Raw genomic sequence first — 25,353 nt, forward strand, 5'->3', positions numbered from 1 at the left:
GTTTATCATCTAAGGGGGAGTTTTCTATGGATTTTGTTGATAATAAAATATCCGAGCGTTTAGGAGGAGTTGATTTTTTTAATAACTCTGTGAATTACAAATTTGAGGCTATAAAAAAAGAAAAAGAAATAATTAAAAATAAATATCCAAATACAGAGATTATAGATATGGGTGTTGGCGAGCCAGATCTTGCTGCTGATATTAATATATGTAAAATACTTTGTGAGGAGTGTTCTAAAATTGAAAATAGACTGTACTCTGATAATGGAATAGCTGAGTTTCAGGATGCTGCATGTAATTTCTTAAAAAAAGTATATAAACTAGATAACCTAAATCCATATACAAATATTATGCACGGAATAGGATCAAAGCCAATTCTAGCTATGCTTCCTTTGTGCTTTGTAAATCCTGGTGATATAGTCTTAACTACTGTCCCTGGTTATCCTGTATTATCTACTTATTCTAAATTCTTAGGAGGTAAGGTTTATAATTTACCTTTATATAAAGAAAATGACTTTTATCCAGATTTTAATTCTATACCTGATGATATACTCAAAAAGTCAAAACTCTTATATATTAATTACCCAAACAATCCTACAGGACAAGTCGCTACTATTGAGTTTTATAAAAAAGTTGTAGATTTTGCTTATAAAAATGACATCTTAATAGTCTGCGACTCAGCTTATAGTACTCTTACATTCGATAGTAAACCTTTGAGTTTTTTGTCTGTAGATGGAGCTATTGATGTCGGTATTGAAATACATTCTTTATCAAAATCATTCAATATGACAGGATGGAGATTAGCATTTATAGTATCAAATCCAAAAGTTATAAAAGCATATGCAAATGTTAAAGGTCATACAGACTCTGGACAATTCAGGGCTATTCAAAAAGCTGGAGCTTATGCTCTTAATCACCCAGAAATAATAAATAGAAATCGTATTAAATATTCGAGAAGATTCGATATGCTAGTGGATGCACTTTGTGATATAGGTTTTGATGCTAAAAAGCCGCAAGGAACCTTCTATTGCTATGTTTCTATTCCTAAAGGTACTAAATCAGGTTATGTATTTAAAAATGCACAAGATGCTTCTTTGTATATTCTAAAAAATGCATTAATATCTACAGTACCTTGGGATGAAGCTGGGAGCTTTTTAAGATTTTCTGTAACGTTTGAAGCATATAATCAGTCACAGGAAAAACGTGTTATTAATGATTTAAAAGAAAGACTTAAAAAACTAGAACTAATTTTTTGACAAAAGTATTAAAAATGTAATTTTTTTCTATTAATTTAAACAATTATTTGATTTTATCTAAGCCTTCTAGTATTATTTATATGTTGAATTATTTTTTTAGGAGGTTTAAATATGACGTACGGATTTCTTAGCTTACTTCCATCATTAATTGCAATAATACTCGCTATAGCTACAAAGCAAGTTTTTATTTCTTTATTCGCTGGAATATTAATAGGAAAATTAATAATGACTAATTGGACATTTTTCCCTGCTTTAGGCCAAAGTATCGATTCAGTTGTAAATGTATTTTCTGAGGGATGGGTAACTAAAACTATCATATTCTCTTTTTTAGTGGGTTCTGTAGTAACTCTTATACAAGCTTCAGGTGGTGTTGAAGGATTTGTATATTACTTAACTGAAAAAAACAAGAGAATAAAAAACAGAAAGGCTGCCATGCTTTTGGCATATTTTATAGGGATTGTAGTTTTTATAGAATCAACTATAACGTGTTTAATTGTAGGTACTGTATCAAGACCTATATGTGATAAATACAAGGTTTCTAGAGAAAAACTAGCTTATATTTGTGACTCTACATCAGCTCCTGTTTGTTCTATGCTTCCATTTAACTCTTGGGGGGCTACATTACTTGGACTTATAGCTGCTCAAATAGGCGCTGGTGTTATTAGTGGTAATTCTGTTAATTTACTTATTAAAAGTATACCTTTTAACTTTTATGCTATATCTACATTGATAACTCTTTTAATAGTTATACTTACGGGTAAAGATTTTGGCCCTATGAAAAAAGCTGAAATAAGAGCTATAACAGAAGGTAAACTTTTAAGAGATGGAGCTATGCCTGTAGTAGATCAAGATGCAATTGAAGTTAATACTAAAAAAGGTGTTGAACCTAATATGAAGCATATGCTTTATCCTTTATTGGTTTTAGTTGTGATGATTCCAATAAGTCTTTATATTACTGGAGATGGTGTAATATTTAACGGTTCTGGATCAACATCAGTGTTTTGGGCAGTTCTTGCATCATTAGTGTTTAGTGGTTTTTATTATATAGGAAAGCGCCTTATGACGCTTAATGAGTTTATGGATTATGTATATAAAGGCGCTGGTGCTATGATACCAGTTGCTGCAATACTTGCATTTGCATTTGCTATTGGAAATATTTCAAGTGAGCTTGAAACTGGTAAGTATATGGCAAGCTTAGTTGAAGGTAGACTTAATGGTTCATTTGGACCTGCGATTATATTTATAATGTCTAGTATAATAGCATTTTCAACTGGAACAAGTTTTGGAACTTTTGCTATAATGATTCCTATAGCTATTCAAATGGCCGTTGCTATGGATGCAAACATATATATGAGTATAGGTGCTGTAATTTCTGGAGCTATAATGGGAGATCATAGTTCTCCTATATCAGATACTACTATAGTTTCATCAATGGCATCTGCATCAGATCACATAGACCACGTAAAAACTCAACTTCCTTATGCTTTACTTAATGGAGCTATAGCTCTTACACTTTATATAGTTTTAGGTATTTTCCTATAGTTTCTTTAAAACAACAAAAGCTGTTGACTTAGTCAACAGCTTATTTTTATTCAATAAAAAACTGATAGTATAATATTTAATTGACATTTGAATTTGACAAAATAGACAAAATAAAAGAGCATAGAGTTGCACACAATCCATGAAAGGAATGATCTCTATGCTCAACAAGAATTATAAAATTCTATGTAATATAAATCTAACACATGAAAATATCACAGTCAATAATATTATACAACAAATACAAACATCTTTAAAAAATACTCCATCTCAATTAATAGGATGTATATTAAATGATGTTCAAAAGTCTATTTTAGATAAGTATATGGGTAAAAAATGGAATGAATTTAAAAATAAATCAGTACCTTGGATGTGCCCTCACTGTCTAGAGCGAAGCTCTTTTGTTAGACGAGGTTCAAGATCTAGAAAATTAAAATCATCTTGTGGAACTATTGAGTTTAACTTGTTTCAAGTTACTTGCTCTTCTTGCACAAAAACATTTTCTCCTTTTCCTCAACTATTAGGACTAAAAGCAAGAGCAAGAATATCTTCAGAATTTGAAGAAAAAATATTAAGCATTGTTCTTAATAACTCATATTCTAAAACTTCAGATACCATAGATTTATTGACTAATGGGTCTATAAGTCATACAAGTATTCATTCTTTAGTATCTAGAGCTTCTAACTTGATTGATGTTAAGCATGACCAATCTCACTTTGAAGAGGTTATAGTAGATTCTACAAAAGTTAAAACAGCACACTCTAATAGAGGTAGCGATATACAGCTTGTTTTAGCTCCTTTAAGTAAAACAGTCAAATATAACAGAGTTATCAATAGCAAAAAACTACTATATATAAGTGTAAATAAGTCTTTAAAACATATGAATAAAAATTTATCTAACTATACTTGTGATAACGTTATTACAGATGGAGATATAGCTTACAACACTCTTATATCAGATATATTCGAAAAAGCTACTCATAGAAGATGCTTATGGCATTTACCTAGAGCTCTAAATCATTTACTTTATATGCAAGGCATACCTGTAGATGAGAGAAAATGTTTTTCAAAAGCTTTAATCCATATTTTAAAAGAAAAAGATTTTAGAAAAGCTAGAAATGAGTATGTCCAATTTGTATATTTATTTAAGCGTATTGGTATGACTCCTATTGAAAATTTTTTAAAGAATGCTTTTAATGGTATTTTTTACAATGAAGAAGATTGGATTAATACTAAGATTAATAAATCTAGTAGTTTAATAGAAAGAGAAATGAGAGAAATAAATAGAAGAACAGATTTAGGGTGTCGTTGGAGTGATGAAGGATGCGAAAATTTAGTAAAATTGATTCAAATTAAAAAGTATGCTACGCATTGTTGGGACAAATATTTCAAACAAAATAAAAGACCTATAAAACAATTTTTACAGGTCTCTCTATTCTCTTAAAATATTAAATGTCAACTAAAGCTTGTGCTATCAAAAAACTATATAATTTTTTGTCTTGTGGATAACGTGTTAAAAAAACTGCGCTTGCAACTATTTTTAAGCAACGGAGCCTGTAAGGATCGTTGGCGACATGAGTCACCGCGTTAGCGAGTAGACGAATTTTTTATTATTTTTTATTGGCAGGCTCTATATTTATAGTCTTACCTTTTATAGTATTGTTTTTCATTATAGTTAATACATCATTAGCATGCTCTCTTGGAACCTCAACGAAAGTATATCCATCATATATATCTATAGTTCCTATTAACTTTCCTGAAATACCAGTTTCTCCAGCTATAGCTCCTAAGATATCCTTAGGTCTTATGTTTTGCTTTCTACCTATGTTTATGAATAATCTTACCATTCCTGATTCTGCACCAGTATTTTCAAATGCATTTTCTTGTTTTATCTCTTCTTTATTTTGATCACCCATTGACATTTTAAGAAGTGCAGCAGCTATATCTAAAGAAGTATATTCTTCCATTAACTTCTCTAAGAAATTAACTTGATTTGTTAAGTGTCCTTCTTCTATAACACTCTTAACTTTTTCTAAGAATAAGTTAGTTTTTATTTCTTCAACATCACTAAGAGATGGTATATCATGTCTCTTCATTTTAGTCTTAGTATATCTTTGAATATCTCTTAATTTATATATTTCTTTCTTTCCTGAAATGAAAGAGAATGCACGTCCTGATCTTCCTGCACGTCCTGTTCTTCCTATTCTGTGTACGTAGTACTCATCATCTTGTGGTACATCATAGTTAAATACGCACTCTACATCATCAACATCTATACCTCTAGCCGCTACATCTGTTGCAACTAGTATTTCTATAGTTCTGTTTCTGAATTTACCCATTACATTATCTCTTTGAGATTGCTTTAAATCACCATGAAGTGCATCAGCAAAGTATCCTCTTAATTGAAGCTCAGATACTAACTCATCAACTTTTCTCTTAGTATTACAAAATACAACTGATAACTTAGGATTGTATATATCTATAAGTCTTGATAATACATCTGATTTATTCTTAGATTTTGTCTCTATATAAAATTGCTCTATATTAGGAACTGTTAAGGCCTTACGAACAACCTTTACATGTTGAGGGTCTTTTTGATACTTCTTTGTAAGGTTTAATATTGCTCTTGGCATTGTTGCTGAGAAAAAAGTAGTCTGTCTCTCTTCCGGAAGTTGTTGTAGAACAGTCTCTATATCTTCTCTGAATCCCATATCTAGCATTTCATCCGCTTCATCTAAAACTATTGTCTTTACATTTCCAAGCTTTAATGTTTTACGATTCATATGATCCATAACTCTACCAGGAGTACCTATAACGATCTGAACTCCTTTTTTTAATGCTTTTATTTGACGATCGATTGGTTGTCCACCATATACAGGTAGTGTTCTTACATTTTTCTTGTACTTAGCTAGCTTTCCTATTTCTCCCGCAACCTGAATAGCTAACTCTCTTGTAGGGCATAAAATTATAGCCTGTACACTATTATCTTTTTCATTAACCATATCTAAAACAGGAATACCAAAAGCTGCTGTTTTACCCGTACCAGTTTGTGCTTGACCTATTATATCTTTTCCTGCTAATATATGTGGTATTGCTTGAGCTTGTATAGGAGATGGCTCTTCAAACCCCATATCAGCTATAGCTTGTTTTATTTCTTTTGATATTTCCAAATTTTCAAATTTTACGTTTTCCATATATATATTACCTTTCCTTTCGTTTTTACGTCTCTCTTGCTCATCTTTTCAATTATATATATATTACTGTTATTATGCAACAAATATTTTGATTTATTTTTTATTTCTTCATTATTTATATATTTTATCTAATTTCAACTCATTTAATACAATATTTCTTCTTTAATAATAGGTAGATTTGCTTATCATTTATAGATGTATATTTTTTATAGTTAGAACTTTTTGATTTCCCATTAAGTAAAATTGTTTCACTTATGTGTTCTTCGTATACAATATGATTTAAACTTAAATCATATGGGTATACACTCTACCAGAAAGTATTTTTTAGTAACTTTTTTGTATTTTTTATCATTTTATAATATTTTTTCAAATGACGCTCAGTGACTTTATTTAAATTCATCAAATTATCAGAACTATTAACTTTTTGTAACATTTGAATATTGTATACAAAATCCCACAGTTTTATGTTATTATATTTTTAACAAATAAATTATTTAATTTTTTAATTGATGAAATATTACTTTTTAAGGAGTGATTTTAATGATAAAAGCATGGGAAACTTTCAAAACTGGAAATTGGTCTAAAGAAATAGATGTAAGAGACTTTATCCAACTTAACTATACAGCATATGAAGGAGATGCTTCTTTCTTATCAGATGCTACTGAGAACACTAAAAAATTATGGGACGAAGTTTCAGCTTTAATGAAAAAAGAAGTTGAAAATAAAGGAACTTTAGATGTTGACACTAAAACAGTATCTGCTATAAATGCTTATAAAGCTGGATACATAAATAAAGATTTAGAAACTATTGTAGGTCTTCAAACTGATGCTCCTCTTAAGAGAGCTGTAATGCCTTATGGTGGAATCAGAATGGTTGATAATTCTTGTAAAGCTTACGGATATGAACTTGATTCAAATGTTAAAGAAATTTTCTCTAACTACAGAAAAACTCATAACGACGGAGTATTTGATGCTTACACTCCTGAAATGAGAGCTGCAAGAAGCGCTGGTATAATAACTGGTCTTCCAGATGCTTACGGTAGAGGTAGAATAATCGGAGACTATAGAAGAGTAGCTCTTTACGGTATAGATAGATTAATAGAAGATAAAAATGCTCAAAAACAATCTTTAAATGTTATGACAATGGACGAAGATACTATAAGATTAAGAGAAGAAATCTCTGAGCAAATCAAAGCTTTAAAAGAAATGATTAAAATGGGAGCTGAATACGGATTTGATTTATCAAGACCTGCTCAAAATGCTAAAGAAGCTGTTCAATGGACATACTTTGGTTACCTTTCAGCTGTTAAAGATCAAAATGGAGCTGCAATGAGTTTAGGTAGAGTTTCTACATTCCTTGATATTTATTTTGAAAGAGATATAAAAAATGGAGTTTTAACTGAAGATGAAGCTCAAGAAATAATGGATCACTTTGTTATGAAACTTAGAATGGTTAGATTCTTAAGAACTCCTGAGTACAACGATTTATTCTCTGGAGATCCAACTTGGGTAACTGAAACTGTAGGTGGTATGGGTATTGACGGAAGAACTCTTGTTACTAAAACTGCATTTAGAACATTAAATACTTTATATACTTTAGGTGCTGCACCAGAGCCTAACTTAACTGTACTTTGGTCTAAAGATCTTCCTGAAAACTTTAAAAAGTTCTGCTCGAAGGTTTCTATAGATACAAGCTCTATCCAATACGAAAACGATGATTTAATGAGAACTTATTGGGGAGACGATTACGGTATAGCTTGTTGTGTTTCTGCTATGAGAATTGGTAAGCAAATGCAGTTCTTTGGAGCTAGATGTAACCTTGCTAAAGCATTACTTTACGCTATAAACGGTGGTATGGATGAGAAAAAAGGAATCCAAGTAGGACCTAAATTTGCTCCTATTACTTCTGAATACTTAGAGTTTGGTGAAGTTATGGAAAAATTCGACTTATTCCTTGACTGGTTAGCTAACTTATATGTAAATGCATTAAACATAATTCATTACATGCATGACAAGTATTCTTACGAAAAAGCTCAAATGGCTTTACATGATAGAGATGTATTCAGAACTATGGCTTGTGGTATAGCTGGACTTTCTGTATGTGCTGACTCATTATCAGCTATAAAGCATGCTAAAGTTAAAGTTGTAAGAGACGAAAACGGTATGGCTGTTGATTTTGAAACTGAAGGAGATTTCCCTAAATTCGGAAACAATGATGATGCAGTTGATACATTAGCATCTGATTTAGTTGAAACATTCATGAACAAAATAAGAAAGAACAAAACTTACAGAAACTCTCTACACACTCAATCAATATTAACTATAACTTCAAACGTAGTTTATGGTAAGAAAACTGGTAACACTCCTGATGGAAGAAAAGCTGGAGAGCCATTTGGACCAGGAGCTAATCCAATGCACGGAAGAGATACAAAAGGTTGTCTTGCTTCTATATCTTCAGTTGCTAAGCTTCCATACGAGCATTCTCAAGATGGTATTTCTTACACATTTACTGTAGTTCCTAAAGCTATAGGTAAAACTGAAGAAGAAAGAGTAAATAACTTAACATTCTTACTTGATGGATATTTCATTCAAAAAGGACACCACATCAACGTAAACGTATTTGATAAAGAAACTTTACTTGATGCTATGGATCACCCTGAAAAATATCCTCAACTTACAATACGTGTATCTGGTTATGCAGTTAACTTTATAAAATTAACTAGAGAACAACAATTAGACGTTATAAATAGAACTTTCCACGGAAAAATGTAGTATTATTAAATAAAGTCCTAACAGTTTTGTTAGGGCTTTATTTTCTATAAAAAAATTATATATTTCAAAATTGTAGATAATATTAATAAAAAACTACAATGTCAACTATTTTTAAGCAACAGAGTCGTCAGACTTGTTGGCGCTATGAACGCATGTGAATTTTGAGAACGGAGCCCGTAGGACTCGTTGGCGATATGAGCTATGCGGTAGCATAGAGCGAATTTTATTTTAAATTTTAATTTAAGGTGGTGTTTTGTATGGGTATTAAAGGTAGAGTACACTCTTTAGAGACTTTTGGAACTGTAGATGGTCCAGGAATTAGATTTATAGTATTTACTCAAGGATGTCCTCTTCGATGTAAGTATTGTCATAATAGAGATACATGGGACTCTAAAGGTGGAAAAGAATATGATGTTGATGAACTTATGAGTGAAATTGTTAAATACAAGCCTTTTATGATTTCATCTGGCGGAGGTCTTACTGTATCTGGTGGTGATCCTACTTTACAACCTGAGTTTTTAAAAAGCTTACTTATGAAAGCTAAAGATAATGATATTCACACAGCTATAGATACTTCTGGATTTGTAGATATAGATGTAATAGATCCTATACTTGATTATACAGATTTAGTACTACTAGATATAAAACATATAAATAGAGATGCTTTTAAAGATTTGACTGGGGTTTACAATGATAAAACATTGAATTTAGCAAAACATTTATCTGATAAAAAAATACCTGTTTGGATAAGATACGTACTAGTTCCAGGTCTTACAGATAAAGAAGATGATATAAGAAATCTTTGTAAGTTCATAAACACACTTGATAATATAGAAAAAGTAGATATACTTCCATATCATTCTATGGGAAAATTCAAATGGGAAGAGCTTGGATATGACTATCCTTTAAAAGAAACTCCCGATGCAAGTGATGATGATGTATTAAAAGCTTCTAAAATATTTAAAGAGTATGGAATAAATATAGCACTAAAATAAAGCATAAGGACAACATTTTGTCCCTATGCTTTTTTATTTATGTAATGTTAAAAATTTGAAATCTATATCTATCTTCACTATAATTGAATAAGGTTGGATTTTTAAATTTAATAGAAAGGAGAAACAAATGAAACAAGTAAAATTATATAATTTAATTTTCCCAATCTGGTTTTTATTATTTTTCCCACCAGTTATATTTATAACTCTTATAGGTAATTTAATTATTGATTCATTGGTAATAATAGCTTGCTTTTTTATGTTCAAGTTAGGAAATACACAGAACAATCTAAAAACATTTTACAAAAAAAATATATTAAGCGTTTTAGGATTTGGATTTTTAGCAGATATTATAGGTGCTTTGCTACTATTTATATTAGTAATATGTGAAGTTGTTGAATTGCCATATGAATTAAGCTCAGCGATAAGTTATGATCCATTTAGCCATCCTTTGGCAGTTATAATAATATTGTTTGCCATGCTTATATCAACAATTTTCATATTTATATTTAATTATAAATTTACTTTCAGCAAAGAAATTGAAGATCAAAAATTGAGATTAAAAGTATCAATTAGTATTGCACTGCTTACAATACCTTGGACATTCTTATTGCCTGCTAAATGGTTTTATAGTGGATTTTAATGTCTCATAAAACTAGTGATTATAAGACATATTATTTTAAAAGTTAAATTTAAAAAGATGGTTATTCAAATGTTAGATACTCATTCTTAATATTTTTCCATAAAACTTAGATTACACCGTTGAAATATCCGTTAAGAAAGTTCGTTGTATGAGCATAACGAGTTCAGAACTTTTAGGATATTTCATACGGTGTAATCTTTAGTTTTATTAAAATATTATTAGAGTATCGGTATTTTAATAACCATCTTTTTATTAGCTTATAAACCTACTTTTTATGCATTCTTAATTATTTCTAATACAAGCTTAGCAGTATTTACTAAATCTTCTATGCTAATATACTCTTCTAGTGTATGTACTTTTTTCATTCCCACACCTAAATTTACAGCCTTAATTCCATTTCCATTTAATATATTCGTATCACTACCACCACCAGATGCCTTAGTAATAGCTTCAAATCCTAATATACTACAAGCGTTTTTAACAATATTTACAATATCATCATTCTCATCTACATTAAATGCTGAATAGGCACGAGATGTATCTATTTCTGTCTTAGCTCCAAATTCTTTACAAGCCTCTTCTACACACTGAACCATATGAGCTGTTTGTTTATCTAATTTTTCATTTACTAAACTTCTAGCTTCCCCTGTTATAGTAACTTCTGGGCAAACTATATTCGTAACTTTACCACCCTCTATTATCCCAATATTAGCAGTAGTTTCTTCATCTATTCTAAGTAAATTCATCTTAGCTATTGCTGACGCTGCTACTTGAATCGCACTTACCCCTTCTTCTGGGCATACTCCTGCATGAGCTGGTATTCCTATAATCTTAGCTACTAATTTATCTTGTGCAGGTCCTTTAATTATAATTTCTCCTGGTGCTCCACCACTATCTAGTACAAAAGCCTTTTTGCTTTCAATCTTATCATACTCTAGGTTTTTAGTTCCATAAAGACCACCTTCTTCATAAATACTGAAGACTATTTCTATATTTCCATGATCTATATTTTCTTCTTTTAGTATTTTTACTGCTTCTATAATAGCTGCTATACCAGCCTTATCATCTGATCCTAATATTGTAGTTCCATCACTGTATATAACTCCATCTTTTACAATAGGTTTTATACTTAAACCTGGAGTAACGGTATCCATATGTGCACTAAACAGTATAGTCTCAGTATCTTTATTCCCTTTTAGCTTAGCTATAATATTTCCAGTATTTGATCCAACCTTCTTTCCTGCTTCATCTATGTATACCTCAAACCCTAGTTCTTCTAGTTCAAGCTTTATTTTATCTGCAAATTCCTTTTCATTTTTTGTTTCACTATCAATTTGAACATACTCTAAAAACTTTTTAACTATTCTTTCTTTGTTTATCATAACAAAACCTCCTACTAATTATAATATAAACCAATCATATCTATTATACTTCCCTTAATTCAAAAGTAGTATAGTTTTTTTTATACATATAAATCAAGGGTTTAAAGTTAAGAGATTTCTCTCTGTGAACTCTAAACCCTTAACTATTTCAAAATTTTTATTAATTACATAGGTAGTTTAATAAATGCTTCCGGTCCAATAGGTGCTCCTATTACAAACCATATAATTAATAATATTGTCCATCCTAATAAGAATGATATAGAGTATGGTACCATTGTAGATATTAATGTACCTATACCTATTTTCTTATCATACTTTTGTGCAAAAGCAACTATTACTGCAAAGTATGACATAAGCGGAGATATAATATTTGTAGTTGAATCTCCTATTCTATATGCAATCTGAGTAAATTCAGGGCTATATCCTATTCTCATAAGCATAGGAATAAATACTGGTGCCATTATAGCCCACTTTGCAGAGGCTGAACCTATAAATAAGTTAATAAATGCAGATACAAGGATGAATCCCATGATCATAGGAAGTCCTGTCATTTCTGTAGCCTTTAAAAAATCTGCTCCCTTTACTGCTAATATAGTACCTAGGTTTGTATACTTAAAATATGCTACGAATTGTGCTGCTACAAAAGATAATACTAAGTATCCGCCCATAGTGCTCATAGCCTTAGACATAAAGTTTACTATATCTTTATCTGAAGTTATAGTTTTAGATGCCATACCATATGCAATACCAGGTACCAGGAAGAATAAAGTTATAATCGGAACTAATCCAGCCATGAAAGCTGATCCTTTCATTATTCCACCAGTCTCTGGATTTCTTAATATTGCATCAGCTGGTAATACTAAAGCCAATATAATTCCAACAAATACTAACAATGTAATTCCAGCTACTGTTAAGCCACGCTTTTCATTAGATGTTAACTCATTTAATTCAAAAGTTTCATTACCTTTGTATTCACCAAGTCTTGGTTCTACAATCTTTTCAGTTACAAATGTACCTATACCTGTTATTAAAAAAGTAGATACAATCATAAAATACCAGTTAGCTGTAGGCGCTACTGTATATCCATCACTGATAAATCTAGCCGCTTCTGTTGATATACCTCCAAGTAGTGGATCAATAGTACCTACAAGTAAGTTAGCACTAAATCCTCCAGATACACCAGCAAATGCTGCTGCAAGTCCTGCTAATGGATGTCTTCCAAAACTTAAAAATACCATTGCTCCAAGTGGAACTAAAACAACATACCCTGCGTCCGATGCAACATTAGACATAATTCCTGCAAATACAACCACCATTGTTATAAGTTTTTTAGGTGTACTTAATACTAGTTTTCTAAGTAATGCCGATATAAGTCCACTTCCTTCAGCAACCCCAACCCCTAGCATAGCAACAAGTACTGTACCTAGTGGAGCAAATCCTGTAAAGTTTTTAACTGCTGTAGAGAACATGTATCTAATTCCATCCGCATTTAAAAGGCTTACAGCTTTAACTGTAACATCTTTAACTTCTTTAGTACTTCTGTCAATCATTGTAAAATCAATTTCTAATCCTGCTGTAGCTGCAATATGAGATACTACCATTATAGCGACAGAGAATAATAGGAATATAGTTACTGGGTGAGGTAATCTATTTCCTACATTTTCAATCATGTCAAGAAATTTAAAAAATAGTCCATTTTTTTTCTTTGCTTTTGTCGTTTCCATAGTTGCCTCCTTCTATTTTTCGATTTTGTGAAACCTTGCCAATTATCTAATAATTTTAGATAATATTTGGCATTTGAATTATTAATATATATAAGAATTCTTATATATATTATCATAGTTATTAGACACTTTTCTACATTTTCTATCATTTTTCGCATTTTTAGATTAAAAAAACATGTTTTTAAAATTAAAAACATGTTTTTTTGGTATAAATTACTTTTTTGATCATTTTATTCATATTTTTGATAATGTAAACTTAATTATAAAGTTATATCTACAACTTCCATATTTTCTATAGCTTCATCTATAAGCTTTTCTACATCAAGATTTTGTTCTGATAACATTATTTTTTCAAGCTTTGGCTTTGTAACAGGTTTTTTTGGCAAGAATACTGTACAGCAATCTTCTTCTGGTATTATAGAAGTTTCAAAAGTTCCTATCTTCTTAGCTATATCTACTATTTCACTTTTATCCATGGCTATTAATGGTCTAAATACAGGTATATCAACAGATGCATTCGTAACAGTAAGTCCTTGTATAGTTTGAGATGCAACTTGTCCTATACTCTCACCAGTTACAAGAGCATTGCACCCTTTAGATATAGCGACCTTTTGAGCTATTTTCATCATAAATCTTCTAGATATAATTGTCATCTCTTCTTCTCTACAATGTTCATTTATCTCCTTTTGTATAGGAAGAAGGTTTACACTGTGCATTCTAAGCTTTCCACAATAAGTAGATAGAATTCTTGCTAATTCTTCCACCTTTTCCTTTGATCTCTCGCTAGTGAAAGGATAACTATGGTAATGCATTAACTCAAGGTCAACTCCTCTTTTAGCTACCATCCAGCCTGCTACAGGAGAGTCTATTCCTCCAGATAACAATACCATTCCTTTTCCATTAGTTCCAAGAGGTAATCCTCCATATCCCGCTATTCTTTCTAGGTAAGCTACACAAGCTTCTTCTCTTAGTTCCGCTTCGACTTTTACTTGTGGAGTTCTTACATCAACTTTTAAATCTCCACCTATTTCAGATAGTAAATATCCACCTATATCTCTACTCATTTCAAGAGAAGTCATTCTAAATGTTTTATCCGTTCTTTTAGATTCAACTTTAAAAGTCTCTACGTCTTCAAATTCCATTTTATCTTTTAATAGTTCAAGACAGACTTCTTTTAATTTCTCATAGTTATTTTCAAACTTTACAGCTGGACTTAAAGAAACTATTCCAAAGACCTTTCTAGCTTCTTCTATTATACTTTCATAATCATATTCTTCAACATCTATATAAATTCTTCCATACTGCTTGTATACATTTAATTTACCTAATTTTTTTAAAGAATTTCTAATGTTTTTTACAAGTTTATCTTCAAATATATATCTATTCTTTCCCTTTACTCCTATTTCTCCGTATCTTGCTATTACTACATTATACATTTATTCACCTCTTATTTATTATAATTCTTAGTTCTTCAACCTTTTCCTTTATTATCCCAACAGCTTTCTTTATATCTTCTTCTTTATTCATAGTAGATAAGCTAAATCTTATAGCTCCTTCTATTTCTTTACTTAAAAGACCCATCTCTATTAAAACATGACTTCCTTTTTTCTTAGAAGAACAAGCTGATCCTGTTGATACATATATATTATCTTCTTCTAGATAATGAAGAAGTATTTCTCCTTTTATTCCTATAAATGATATATTTAATATATGGCAAACTCCATTTTCACTGCTATTTACCTTTATATTGTCTATATTAGATTTTATTTCATTCAATAATAGTTCTTTTAGATTATTAATCTTATCTATATTATCCTTTAAATTCTCCATTGTTATTCTAACAGCTTCAGATAAACCCAAAATTCCAGGTACATTTTCAGTTCCAGATCTAAATGCACTTTCTTGTCCTCCACCTGTTACAATAGACTTTATTTTAGTAGTTTCTTTTATATATACGAATCCAATTCCCTTTGGACCGTGTATTTTATGTCCACTTACGGACATTAAATCTATATTATATTTCGATGGTTTAAAATCTATTTTTCCAAATGACTGTACTGCATCTACATGAAAATATACTTTTCTCTTGAGTTTAGATAAGTATCTCCCTATCTTATCAACAGGCTGAATAGCACCAACTTCATTGTTTACATGCATAATACTCACAAGTATTGTATCTTCTCTTAATGCATTCTTAAAATCTTCAAAAGATATTAATCCATTGTTATCTATATCTAAATATGTAACCTCATATCCATCTTTTTCTAAATCTTTAAAAGTATTCAAAACTGAAGGATGCTCTATTTTAGTAGTTATTAAATGTTTACCACTTCTATGGTTAGCATAGGCTGTACCTCTTATTATTATATTGTTAGATTCAGTTCCTCCAGATGTGAAGAATATTTCTTTATCCTTAGCACCTGTATATTTTGCTATTTCTTTTCTAGCATTCTTTATTTCTTTTTCTACTATAACGCCTTTTCTATGTACCGAAGAAGGATTTGCATATTGATCTGTTAAAGCATAAACCATTTTATCTACAACTTCCTTATACGGTTTAGTAGTTGCACTATTATCTAAATAAATTTCCATTTAATCACCTTCTAATTATAAAATTCACTCTATACTAACGGATAGTTCATGACACCAACAAGTTTTCAAGACTCCGTTCTTAAAATTCACATTCGTTCACAGTTCCAACAACTCCTAGTCTACTCTGTTGCTTAGAAATAATTACAAATTTAGCTCTTTAATAAAGGTTATCTATATATTCTAAATTATATATTCGGCTAAAATATATTTTATATATCAAAGCCAAATAATATATTATATTATTTGGCTTTTGTTGTAAAGTTAATACCCTATTTCTTCATTTAATATATATACTTTAAAATCTATTGTAGGTGGTTTTTTTTCTATTATACTTGTAACCATACACATTCTTTGCTCGCTTTTGCAATCTACACACGAGTCTATTTTTGCACAAGGAACGTTTAGATTAAGTCTTCTAGCATTCTGTGGACATGCTGATGTCTTTATTCTATTCATAGCATCATCATAATCCTTACATACTTTATTTATACCGCATATAAGAATTACTTTCTTAGGCCCAAAGAACATTGATGCAACCCTATTTCCTACACCATCTATGTTTATTATTCTTCCATCCTCTAATATAGCATTAGTACTTGCTAAGTATACATCAGAAAAAATAGCTTTTTTAAGAAGTTCCATTCTCTTACTAGGATCAACCTTCCAGTGCCAAAGCACCTCTTTAGATTTGTCTACAAGTTCATCATATACATCTATCTCTTGTATAGACATAGATCCTCCTATTGCAACTACATCATCTTCATTAACTTCATTCAATAAGTCTTTCTTAAGTTCATCTCTAGTTTCGAAAAATTTTGCTTCAATTCCCCTTTTACTTAAATTCTCCAATAAATTATTCATAAAAAGCCCTCCTTTGTTTTGCTTACAATAATATTATAACTTATTTATAGGAAAGCTAAAAGTTCTAAGACTGCACCTACTTTAAGGCTGAAATAAGAATTTAATAGCTTGTTAATTAAGTTTCTCTTTATAAATTGATTCATGCAATATATTAAGATTAATTTAATATATATTGTCTTAACACTTTAAATGATATAAATCTACATATATTTTATAAAATTATACGAAATTATATTATTTTTGAAAAAAACATTGCAAAACATGTCGTATTTTGTTATACTATCTTTAGTGGTTATCCCCCTGGTAACCTCAATAAAATCTCTATTCCCAATACCCCTTTTGAACGGATTTTCACATTTTCGAATGTGAAGCCTGCCTATATGGCAGGTTTTTTTTTGCTTATTTTTATAATAATCATCTATAATTATGTTTAATATTATATAATTAATATACAATATGTTTTAAGGAGGTAATCTTTATGAATAAAAAAAAGGTTGCTATAGTCTTTACAGGCGGAACAATATCTATGACGGTAGATTCTAGAATAGGTGCCGCTATCCCTTCTCTTTCAGGAGAACAGATAATGTCTATGGTCACAAACATAGATAAAATAGCAGATATAGAAGTTGTTAATTTTTCAGAAATTCCAGGTCCTCATATGACTCCTGAAATGATGATGGATCTTAAAAGTTTAATATCAGATTTAGTTGACAGAGATGATATAACCGGTGTTGTTGTAACACACGGGACTGATAGTTTAGAAGAAACTGCTTATTTTTTAAGTTTAACTCTTTATACTCAAAAGCCAGTAGTTGTTGTTGGAGCTATGAGAAATTCTTCCGAGCTTGGATATGATGGACCTAGTAATCTAGCAGCAGCAGTTTGTACCGTTATAGCTGATGAAGCTCAAAATAAAGGTGTTTTAGTAGTTATGAACAACGAAGTAAACCTAGCTTCTGAAGTAACCAAAACCAACACATTAACTCTTGATACTTTCAAATCTATAACTTATGGACCACTTGGTATAATCGATGATAATAAGTTAATTCTACATAGAGATATAGTGCGAAAACAACATATTCATACTCACAGTGTAGAATCCCGTGTTGACTTAATCAAGGTTGTAGTTGGAATGGATTCAAGATTCATAAAGTTTTCTATAGACTCGGGTGCTAAGGGTATAGTTATAGAGGCCATGGGAAGAGGAAATATACCTCCAACCATGTTAGATGGCATTAGATATGCAAAAGAAATGAATATACCTATAGTTATAGTTTCTAGATGCCATTCTGGAAGAGTTTTAGATACTTATGGTTACAAAGGTTCTGGAAGAGATTTAGTAGAGCTTGGATGCATATTAGGAGGAAATCTACCAGGTCAAAAAGCGAGAATAAAGTTAATGCTCGCTCTTGGAAAAACTAATGATATAAATGAAATAAAAGATATATTTGAAGAAGGAATATACTAGTATATTTTTAGACTGTTGACATTGTTAACAGTCTTTTTTACTTTTCTCTTAATATTCAATGTTGTTTTTTAATAAAGACTGGAAATTAAATGATTTTACTATTATAATAAATGAAATATCATTAAAAAAGGAGAGATTTCTTTGAACAGACTAGAAGACATATTAGTACATAATAAATCATTCGTAGAAAACAAAGAATACGAAGAATTCAAAACTACAAAATACCCAGGCAAAAAGATGGTTATATTTTCATGTATGGATACAAGATTAATAGAATTACTTCCCCGTGCATTAAACCTAAAAAATGGAGATGCAAAGATTATTAAAAATGCAGGTGGAGTAATTATGCATCCATTCGGAAGTGTTATGAGAAGTATTTTAGTTGCAATATATGAATTAGAAGCTGAAGAAGTTTTTGTAATAGGTCATCACGGCTGTGGTATGAGTAATGTAGATACTGATAAAACTATAGAAGCAATGATAAATAAGGGGATATCAAAGGATACCATGTCAACGCTTGAATATGCAGGAATAGATTTAAAAAAATGGTTACATGGTTTTGACTGCGTAAATGATTCTGTTAGAGAAAGTGTAATAGCTATAAAAAATCATCCATTAATACCTCAAAATATACCTGTTCATGGTCTTATCATGGATCCTGAAACAGGAGAATTAGAAGTTGTTGTAGATGGATACAAGTAAAAAAAATTGATATTTTAATTTTATGTTGGTTGCGAAAACTATATATGGAAATACCGTGAATGTAACGATATTTTGAATACAACTAAGCTTTTATCTTATTAATAATTCTAAAATTTACGAACTCCCTACGGTCAGACACGCAAATTTCTTAACGGATTATTAAACGCTAAAACCCAAGTTATATTAGTCAAAACATCTAAAAACATTCACTAACATTTCCATATATAGTTTTAATATCAAGTATTCTATTATAAAGTCAAATCTCCCCTCCCTATTATTACCATAAAAAAAATCCAAGGAATAGTTGACGAACTATTTTCAAAGCAGAAGTAAAAAAATGAAATTAAACTAAAAAAACAAATGGTATTAAAGTGTTAGCGAATGATTTAAATATTTTTGTATAAAACTAGAATTACAGCGTTTGAATATCCGTTAAGAAAGTTCGTTGTTTGACCAAAGGGAGTTTAGAACTTTTAGGAGATTCAATAAGATGAAATTCTTAGTTTTATTAAAAATATTTACCACATTAGCGGTATTTTAATGCCATTTATTTTTGGATTAAACCTATAAATTTATACTTTCTCTATTAATTTATTTCTAAGACAAACTCTATAATTCAATATTTTTATATCATTCTTAAATTCTATTTCTATAGTATTCCCACTCCTATTTATTACTTTTCCTCTTTTGAATTTTTTATGATTTACTATATCTCCTGCTTTTATACAATCCATTTCTTCATCAGTTGGTTCATTGATTTCTTCTATAAACCTCGATACAAAAGCTTTTTTACCATACTTATATTGAGGACTTGATATATGAAGCTTATCCATCGCTCTTGTCATAGCCACATAAAGCAGTCTTCTCTCTTCCTCAACATCATCCTTACCTTCAATAGACTTCTCATGAGGTATAACCCCTTCAATAACTCCTATTACAAATATATTCTTAAACTCAAGACCTTTAGAAGAGTGAATAGTGGTTAAAACCACCTTATTTTTATCATCATCTTTTTTCTGGTTTAAAATTTCTTCTTTAACCTTACTTATATGATCTAAGTAATCATCTATAGTCTTATAATTTGATGCTCCACCTTCTAGCTCATTTAGTATTTCGAATAAACCTGTAGTCTTTATCTTCCTCTTTTGACAATACTCCATTAAGTATCTATCATATTCAAGACTTGTTCTTATATAAGATATAGCATCTTTTGGAGATATCCTGCTTATATAATCAAAATCTAGTTCTAAATCTTCTATAGTCTTTATCTGCCACTTATTTAGATTAGCTTTAGTCTTTATATTGGTTAGGAAATTTCCATCTGCCATGGCTATTTTTATACTCTCCTTAGATATATATCTAAAAGGTTTGTTTATAATTCTAGATAATTCATCCTTTAAACTTCTATATAAGGCTACACTCAAATAACTTATAATATCCTTACTCACCCAGTGATCATATATACTAACTACAGTATCCCTTATCACAAACGGTATATTCATATCCATAAACACATCCACTAAAGCACGAGATTGTATATTCGTTCTATATATAACGCTAAAATCACTATAAGTCATATTATTATTTCTAATATTTTCAATTATTAAACTTCCTATCTTTCTAGCCTCATCTTCAGAATCCTCTGGAGATAAAAATAATATACCATCACCTTTTCCTTTAACAGACTTTATAACCTTATCATACCTATTATTATTATTTTTTATAAGCTTATTTGAGGTTTTTATTATCACATCAGTAGATCTGTAGTTTAAATCTAGAACTATATACTTAGAGTTAGAAAAATAATTTTTAAATTCTAATAAAAAATCAGGTCTAGCCCCTCTAAATCCATAAATACTTTGATCTTCATCTCCAACAACAAATATATTGTTATTAGGCTTTGATATCATCTTTAAAACCTCAAACTGAACCTTATTTATATCCTGAAATTCATCTACTAATATATACTTATACTTATTCCTAACTAACTCAAGTATATATGAATCCTCTTTTAAAAGATTATACGTATGTATTAACATATCATCGAAATCTATCTTTTTCATATCACTTTTATAATTTTCATACATAGAATAAACTTTCAAAAACTCATCCTTAGATACTACAGAAGAATCAAAATCCTGAGGACCTAACAATTCATTCTTAACAAATGATATCTCATTTATAACACCCTTTATAACATCCTCTTCCTGATAATTCTCTACATCCATACTCTTTAATATATTCTTTATAGTATATATTTTTTTATTCTCATCTAATAAATTATCTAGTTGATAATTTTTAAACCCCCTAAGTATTCTAAAAAATACAGAATGGAAGGTTCCAAAATTAACTCTATTAATCAAGCTATTGGAAGAAAGCCTAATACTCCTTTCTTTCATCTCAATAGAAGATGCCTTAGTAAAGCTAATAGCTAGTACATTTTCAGGTCTAACCTTTAGATTTTGAACCAAATTATTTATTCTATAACTTATAACTCTTGTTTTCCCCGAACCAGGGCCAGCTATTACCATACACGGACCGTTAAAGTGGTTAACAGCTACATTTTGATTTTCATTTAAACTCTCACAATTCATAATCATCACCTATTTTATATAATATAACTTTTGAAATTCTCATTCAAGCATCAAAATCTATATGATATTATTATTATAGTCATATTTAACAAAAGCAAAACTACGCGAGGTGATTTAAATGGAAGTTATAACACATAAAATAGATCAAATCATAGATATACCTAAAAACTCATGTGTATTTGATATAGAAACTACAGGTCTTAGTCCTAAATATAACCACGTAATATTAATAGGTATATTATATATAAAGAATAACCAAACCATAATAAAACAATTTTTTGCACACAATACCGATGATGAAAAAGAACTATTGTTTTATTTCAAAGAAGTATTCAAAACATTTGATAAGCATATAACATTCAATGGACATAGATTTGACATTCCTTTTCTGAATAAAAGATTTGAAAAAAACAACTTAGACTTTTTTATAGATAAAGACAATGATATGGATATACTCAAAATACTAAAACCATATCAAAAGAAATTAAATCTTGAAAATTGCAAATTAAAAACAGTAGAGAGCTTATTGAATATACAAAGAGAGGACACTATTTCAGGAAAAGAAAGTGTTGATATGTATAAAGAATTTGAAATAAGCAAAAATGAATCACTAAAGAAAAAGATACTACTTCACAATTATGAAGACATCTATTACTTAGCTAAATTATTCAAAATACAAGATCTAATAGATTCAAGTGAAACGTATATAAATATAAATTATATGAATTCTGATTTAAAATTAAGACTATCAAAATACAAATTCAAAGGTGATTTAATCTATATAGAATATATTTCTAAAGATATTATTCCCATTAACATACAGATATACGAAAATGAATATTCTATAATGGGATCTAACCAGACAATCACAATAGAATTAAATGTATCCTATGCTACAACAAAAAATAATAATAGAGTTATATATTTCAAACAAGATAAAATAGTTCCATTAAAAATAGATTCAGAAATTTTGGAAGAGAATATACTATCTGTAGCATCTTACTTGTTTAAAGATATTTTTTAAAATTCGTAACAAAATAAAAGACCTATAAAACAATTTTTACAGGTCTCTCTATTCTCTTAAAATATTAAATGTCAACTAAAGCTTGTGCTATCAGTTTCCTTAATCACAAAAAATGTATTTCAATATTTTGAGATACATTTTTTTATTGTGTCGCTATATGTATTTTATTTTTACAATTATGTTTCTTTCCTTCTATAAGCGCCATATCAGCAAAATTGAATATTTTATCAACTCCATTTGTTAAATCTGAACATGCAACACCTATAGTCATAGTTATATTTAAACCAGTATCTCTTATTATATTAAGATCCGGTACGCTTTTCCTCAATTTTTCTAGTATTTCAACAGATTCATCCATTGACTTATACAGTATAACTACAAATTCATCTCCACCTATACGTATTAAATAGCCTTCATAATATTCAATTATTTTTCGTGCCAATTCACTTATCTGTACCAATACATCGTCACCTTTTTTATGACCAAATAAATCATTTACTATTTTAAAATTATCTAAATCAAATACAGCTAATGTATATTCTCGTCCACATAGATTTTCCGAAATAATTTTATCGAAATATTTTCTATTATAACACATTGTAAGAGTGTCCTTATTCGTTATTTCATTTACCTTTTCAAACAACTTAGAATTGATAGCCGCAATACTCAGCTGTATAGAGAGTATGTCAAAAAAACTCTTAGTATTTTCACTAAAGAAATTTTTATTTCTATGCTCTACTATTATAACACCCATCCTTGTGTTCGTTCTAAAATCTTCTAACGGAGATATTAATACAGAATTAACATTCTCACCTTTACAAAAACTACAGTTTTCCTTGTTCATATCCAAAGTTTTAGTTTCTTTTATTTTTAAAATATCATCAGGAAAGTAGGTACAGGTATCTATTTCATATTCATTACTATTGTATATACTTCTAGAATAAGATGAATACCTATTAATATTATCATTCTTTATCCATATACTACAAGTATCTACCCCCAATACTCCCATAAGTATATCTGTAATGTTTTTCATCAGTCCTTCAAAAGAATCAATAGTTCCAGATGTTTTTATAACTTGACTTAATATCCAATTTATAGCTTTTAACTCTTGAAGTTCTTTATTTAAATTAACATTTTCTATTCTCAATTCATCATTCAACATCTTAATCTTTTCATTTTCTATACTATTTTTAAATCTATTTATATTCAACATTTCGTCCTCCAATTTAAGATTAATAAATTCAACTTTAAATCAAAGATATTTCTTATATACTATGTTATACATATTTTTTATATTCTTAAAAAAATGATTTAGATATTATTACATTTTTGTATTCTTTCAACAATTTATTGTATAAATAAAAAAACAACCTATATTGATATAAGTTGTTTTTCCACTGGCGGAGAAGGAGGGATTCGAACCCTCGCGTCCCGTAAAAGACCTACTCCCTTAGCAGGGGAGCCTCTTTAGCCACTTGAGTACTTCTCCATATGGAGCGGGTGAAGGGAGTCGAACCCTCGCAGCTGGCTTGGAAGGCCAGAACTCTACCACTGAGTTACACCCGCACATTATTCTCTCGACTAAAATAATAATATCATATTAACCAAAGCTTGTCAATGATTAATATGATATTAAATTTACATATGTTTTTTGGCTTCCATCAACATTTCATTTGCTTGTTCCATATATTCTATGGCTTTTTCTATATTCTTAGCAACTTCCTCTTTACCCATTTCTTTTGATTTATCAGCCCACTCTTTAAAACTTTCCTCATGAGATTTATTATGCTTAACCCAATGTGCCAAAAGAACTCTTAAAGTTTTTTCTTCTTTGTCTTCATCATTATGAGAATGAAGACTGTGATGATGACCAGCAATTTCATGATCATGCTCATGGCTATGATGATATCTCTTTTCAAATTTATTCATATTTATCCCCCTACTTTATATTAAATTCTTTCTTCATAAGTTTTACAGCATCCTTTATTAAAAGAATTAAAGGTTTATTCTCAAGTCCTACAAGTTCAAAATCTTCTGGTATTAAAGGTAATAATATTTTTAATGCTTCTGAATCTGATATAGCCTCACTCATTCTACAAGTAACCTCACCCATCATAGAATTTGGAATAACTATAGACATCGGACCTATTATGACATTTGCTTTTTTAGAGGATACACATATGGCGTTTTCCCCTGTAGCCCCTTTGTTAGCATGGCTTTTCATCATAGCTGAAGTTGCTATTGAATTAGTTCCAAGTGCATATATTTCTACATAAGAAGGTAATTCATCTCTTAAACTACTAACTATTTGAGATCCTATTCCTCCACCCATTCCATCTACTACAGCTATAATCATATTTTATCCCCCAGGTTTATTATTTAATTCTCTTCTATAATTATTTTATGATCTATAAGTCTAATTTCTTTAACTTCACCGTCTACAATCTTCTGATCTCCCAACAAGTCTGCCAAGTATACTTTTCCATTTTCAGGCTTCATATACACTACATTTTCCATTATTTTTTCAAGACCATCTTCTTTACATAAGTAAGCTGTTGATTCACACATTTTATAATTCCTCCCTGTTAATAGACAAAAAGATTCCCC

Annotated in this window: 20 protein-coding genes and 2 tRNA genes; 9 read left to right on the top strand and 13 right to left on the bottom strand. The window is 29.7% G+C overall.

Annotation, left to right across the window (positions count from 1 at the left end; genetic code table 11):
• Window positions 1-26 precede the first annotated feature (26 nt).
• The 3 genes from P4S50_RS13735 (at window position 27) to P4S50_RS13745 (ending at window position 4,239) form a co-directional block, all read left to right on the top strand.
• Window positions 27-1,256, top strand: coding sequence for an LL-diaminopimelate aminotransferase (locus P4S50_RS13735; RefSeq protein ID WP_277731370.1), 1,230 nt, complete (start codon window positions 27-29; stop codon window positions 1,254-1,256).
• A gap of 111 nt (window positions 1,257-1,367) precedes the next feature.
• Window positions 1,368-2,798, top strand: coding sequence for a Na+/H+ antiporter NhaC family protein (locus P4S50_RS13740; protein WP_277731371.1), 1,431 nt, complete (start codon window positions 1,368-1,370; stop codon window positions 2,796-2,798).
• Window positions 2,799-2,955: 157 nt separating this feature from the next.
• A complete protein-coding gene (locus tag P4S50_RS13745; RefSeq protein WP_277731372.1) occupies window positions 2,956-4,239 on the top strand; it encodes an ISH6 family transposase in 1,284 nt (427 codons plus the stop codon).
• A 166-nt stretch (window positions 4,240-4,405) separates the two neighbouring features.
• Here the strand turns inward: P4S50_RS13745 and P4S50_RS13750 are convergent, their stop codons facing one another.
• Entirely contained in the window at window positions 4,406-5,989 is a 1,584-nt protein-coding gene (locus tag P4S50_RS13750) for a DEAD/DEAH box helicase (RefSeq protein ID WP_277731373.1), read from the bottom strand.
• 543 nt (window positions 5,990-6,532) lie between these two features.
• On the opposite strand from P4S50_RS13750, the gene pflB reads away from it, so the two are divergent.
• From pflB to P4S50_RS13765, 3 genes are all read left to right on the top strand, one after another.
• Window positions 6,533-8,761: a formate C-acetyltransferase gene (gene pflB, locus P4S50_RS13755; protein ID WP_277734745.1), complete on the top strand. Its 2,229-nt coding sequence runs from the start codon at window positions 6,533-6,535 to the stop codon at window positions 8,759-8,761.
• A 257-nt stretch (window positions 8,762-9,018) separates the two neighbouring features.
• Window positions 9,019-9,756 carry a pyruvate formate-lyase-activating protein gene (pflA, locus tag P4S50_RS13760; RefSeq protein ID WP_277731374.1) on the top strand — a complete coding sequence of 246 codons (738 nt, stop codon included), beginning with the start codon at window positions 9,019-9,021 and terminating at the stop codon, window positions 9,754-9,756.
• A 127-nt stretch (window positions 9,757-9,883) separates the two neighbouring features.
• Window positions 9,884-10,396 (top strand): hypothetical protein, encoded by a 513-nt coding sequence (locus P4S50_RS13765; protein WP_277731375.1) that lies wholly within the window; start codon window positions 9,884-9,886, stop codon window positions 10,394-10,396.
• 272 nt (window positions 10,397-10,668) lie between these two features.
• Here the strand turns inward: P4S50_RS13765 and P4S50_RS13770 are convergent, their stop codons facing one another.
• From P4S50_RS13770 to P4S50_RS13790, 5 genes are all read right to left on the bottom strand, one after another.
• Window positions 10,669-11,778 (bottom strand): M20/M25/M40 family metallo-hydrolase, encoded by a 1,110-nt coding sequence (locus P4S50_RS13770; RefSeq protein ID WP_277731376.1) that lies wholly within the window; start codon window positions 11,776-11,778, stop codon window positions 10,669-10,671.
• A gap of 164 nt (window positions 11,779-11,942) precedes the next feature.
• Window positions 11,943-13,502, bottom strand: coding sequence for an AbgT family transporter (locus P4S50_RS13775; RefSeq protein WP_277731377.1), 1,560 nt, complete (start codon window positions 13,500-13,502; stop codon window positions 11,943-11,945).
• A gap of 260 nt (window positions 13,503-13,762) precedes the next feature.
• Window positions 13,763-14,938, bottom strand: a complete 1,176-nt coding sequence (gene thiI / locus P4S50_RS13780) for a tRNA uracil 4-sulfurtransferase ThiI (RefSeq protein WP_277731378.1) — start codon at window positions 14,936-14,938, stop codon at window positions 13,763-13,765.
• A 4-nt stretch (window positions 14,939-14,942) separates the two neighbouring features.
• Window positions 14,943-16,094, bottom strand: coding sequence for a cysteine desulfurase family protein (locus P4S50_RS13785; protein ID WP_277731379.1), 1,152 nt, complete (start codon window positions 16,092-16,094; stop codon window positions 14,943-14,945).
• A gap of 261 nt (window positions 16,095-16,355) precedes the next feature.
• Complete coding sequence (locus tag P4S50_RS13790; protein ID WP_277731380.1) at window positions 16,356-16,955, bottom strand: lactate utilization protein; 600 nt, start codon at window positions 16,953-16,955, stop codon at window positions 16,356-16,358.
• A 478-nt stretch (window positions 16,956-17,433) separates the two neighbouring features.
• On the opposite strand from P4S50_RS13790, the gene P4S50_RS13795 reads away from it, so the two are divergent.
• Together P4S50_RS13795 and P4S50_RS13800 are read left to right on the top strand one after the other, a co-directional pair.
• Entirely contained in the window at window positions 17,434-18,423 is a 990-nt protein-coding gene (locus tag P4S50_RS13795; RefSeq protein WP_277731381.1) for an asparaginase, read from the top strand.
• A 141-nt stretch (window positions 18,424-18,564) separates the two neighbouring features.
• Window positions 18,565-19,125 carry a beta-class carbonic anhydrase gene (locus P4S50_RS13800; protein WP_277731382.1) on the top strand — a complete coding sequence of 187 codons (561 nt, stop codon included), beginning with the start codon at window positions 18,565-18,567 and terminating at the stop codon, window positions 19,123-19,125.
• A 572-nt stretch (window positions 19,126-19,697) separates the two neighbouring features.
• On the opposite strand, the gene P4S50_RS13805 is transcribed toward P4S50_RS13800, so the two are convergent.
• Complete coding sequence (locus P4S50_RS13805) at window positions 19,698-21,719, bottom strand: ATP-dependent helicase (protein WP_277731383.1); 2,022 nt, start codon at window positions 21,717-21,719, stop codon at window positions 19,698-19,700.
• Window positions 21,720-21,837: 118 nt separating this feature from the next.
• Between P4S50_RS13805 and P4S50_RS13810 the strand changes: the two genes are divergently transcribed.
• Entirely contained in the window at window positions 21,838-22,743 is a 906-nt protein-coding gene (locus P4S50_RS13810; RefSeq protein WP_277731384.1) for a ribonuclease H-like domain-containing protein, read from the top strand.
• 142 nt (window positions 22,744-22,885) lie between these two features.
• Here the strand turns inward: P4S50_RS13810 and P4S50_RS13815 are convergent, their stop codons facing one another.
• The 6 genes from P4S50_RS13815 to P4S50_RS13840 all read right to left on the bottom strand — a co-directional run bounded on the left by P4S50_RS13815 (window position 22,886) and on the right by P4S50_RS13840 (window position 25,314).
• Complete coding sequence (locus P4S50_RS13815; RefSeq protein ID WP_277731385.1) at window positions 22,886-23,959, bottom strand: sensor domain-containing diguanylate cyclase; 1,074 nt, start codon at window positions 23,957-23,959, stop codon at window positions 22,886-22,888.
• A 185-nt stretch (window positions 23,960-24,144) separates the two neighbouring features.
• Window positions 24,145-24,235, bottom strand: a tRNA-Ser gene (locus P4S50_RS13820).
• Between the two features lie 3 nt (window positions 24,236-24,238).
• Window positions 24,239-24,312, bottom strand: a tRNA-Gly gene (locus P4S50_RS13825).
• Window positions 24,313-24,384: 72 nt separating this feature from the next.
• On the bottom strand, window positions 24,385-24,675 hold the full coding sequence (locus P4S50_RS13830) for a DUF8180 domain-containing protein (RefSeq protein WP_277731386.1): 291 nt from the start codon (window positions 24,673-24,675) through the stop codon (window positions 24,385-24,387).
• A gap of 10 nt (window positions 24,676-24,685) precedes the next feature.
• Window positions 24,686-25,102 carry a DUF3842 family protein gene (locus tag P4S50_RS13835; RefSeq protein ID WP_277731387.1) on the bottom strand — a complete coding sequence of 139 codons (417 nt, stop codon included), beginning with the start codon at window positions 25,100-25,102 and terminating at the stop codon, window positions 24,686-24,688.
• A 23-nt stretch (window positions 25,103-25,125) separates the two neighbouring features.
• The gene (locus P4S50_RS13840; protein ID WP_277731388.1) at window positions 25,126-25,314 is read right to left on the bottom strand and encodes a CooT family nickel-binding protein; all 189 of its coding nucleotides are present in this window, start codon (window positions 25,312-25,314) and stop codon (window positions 25,126-25,128) included.
• Between the last annotated feature and the right edge of the window lie 39 nt (window positions 25,315-25,353).

It is taken from the genome of Tepidibacter hydrothermalis, from assembly GCF_029542625.1.
Lineage (GTDB): Bacteria > Bacillota > Clostridia > Peptostreptococcales > Peptostreptococcaceae > Tepidibacter_A > Tepidibacter_A hydrothermalis.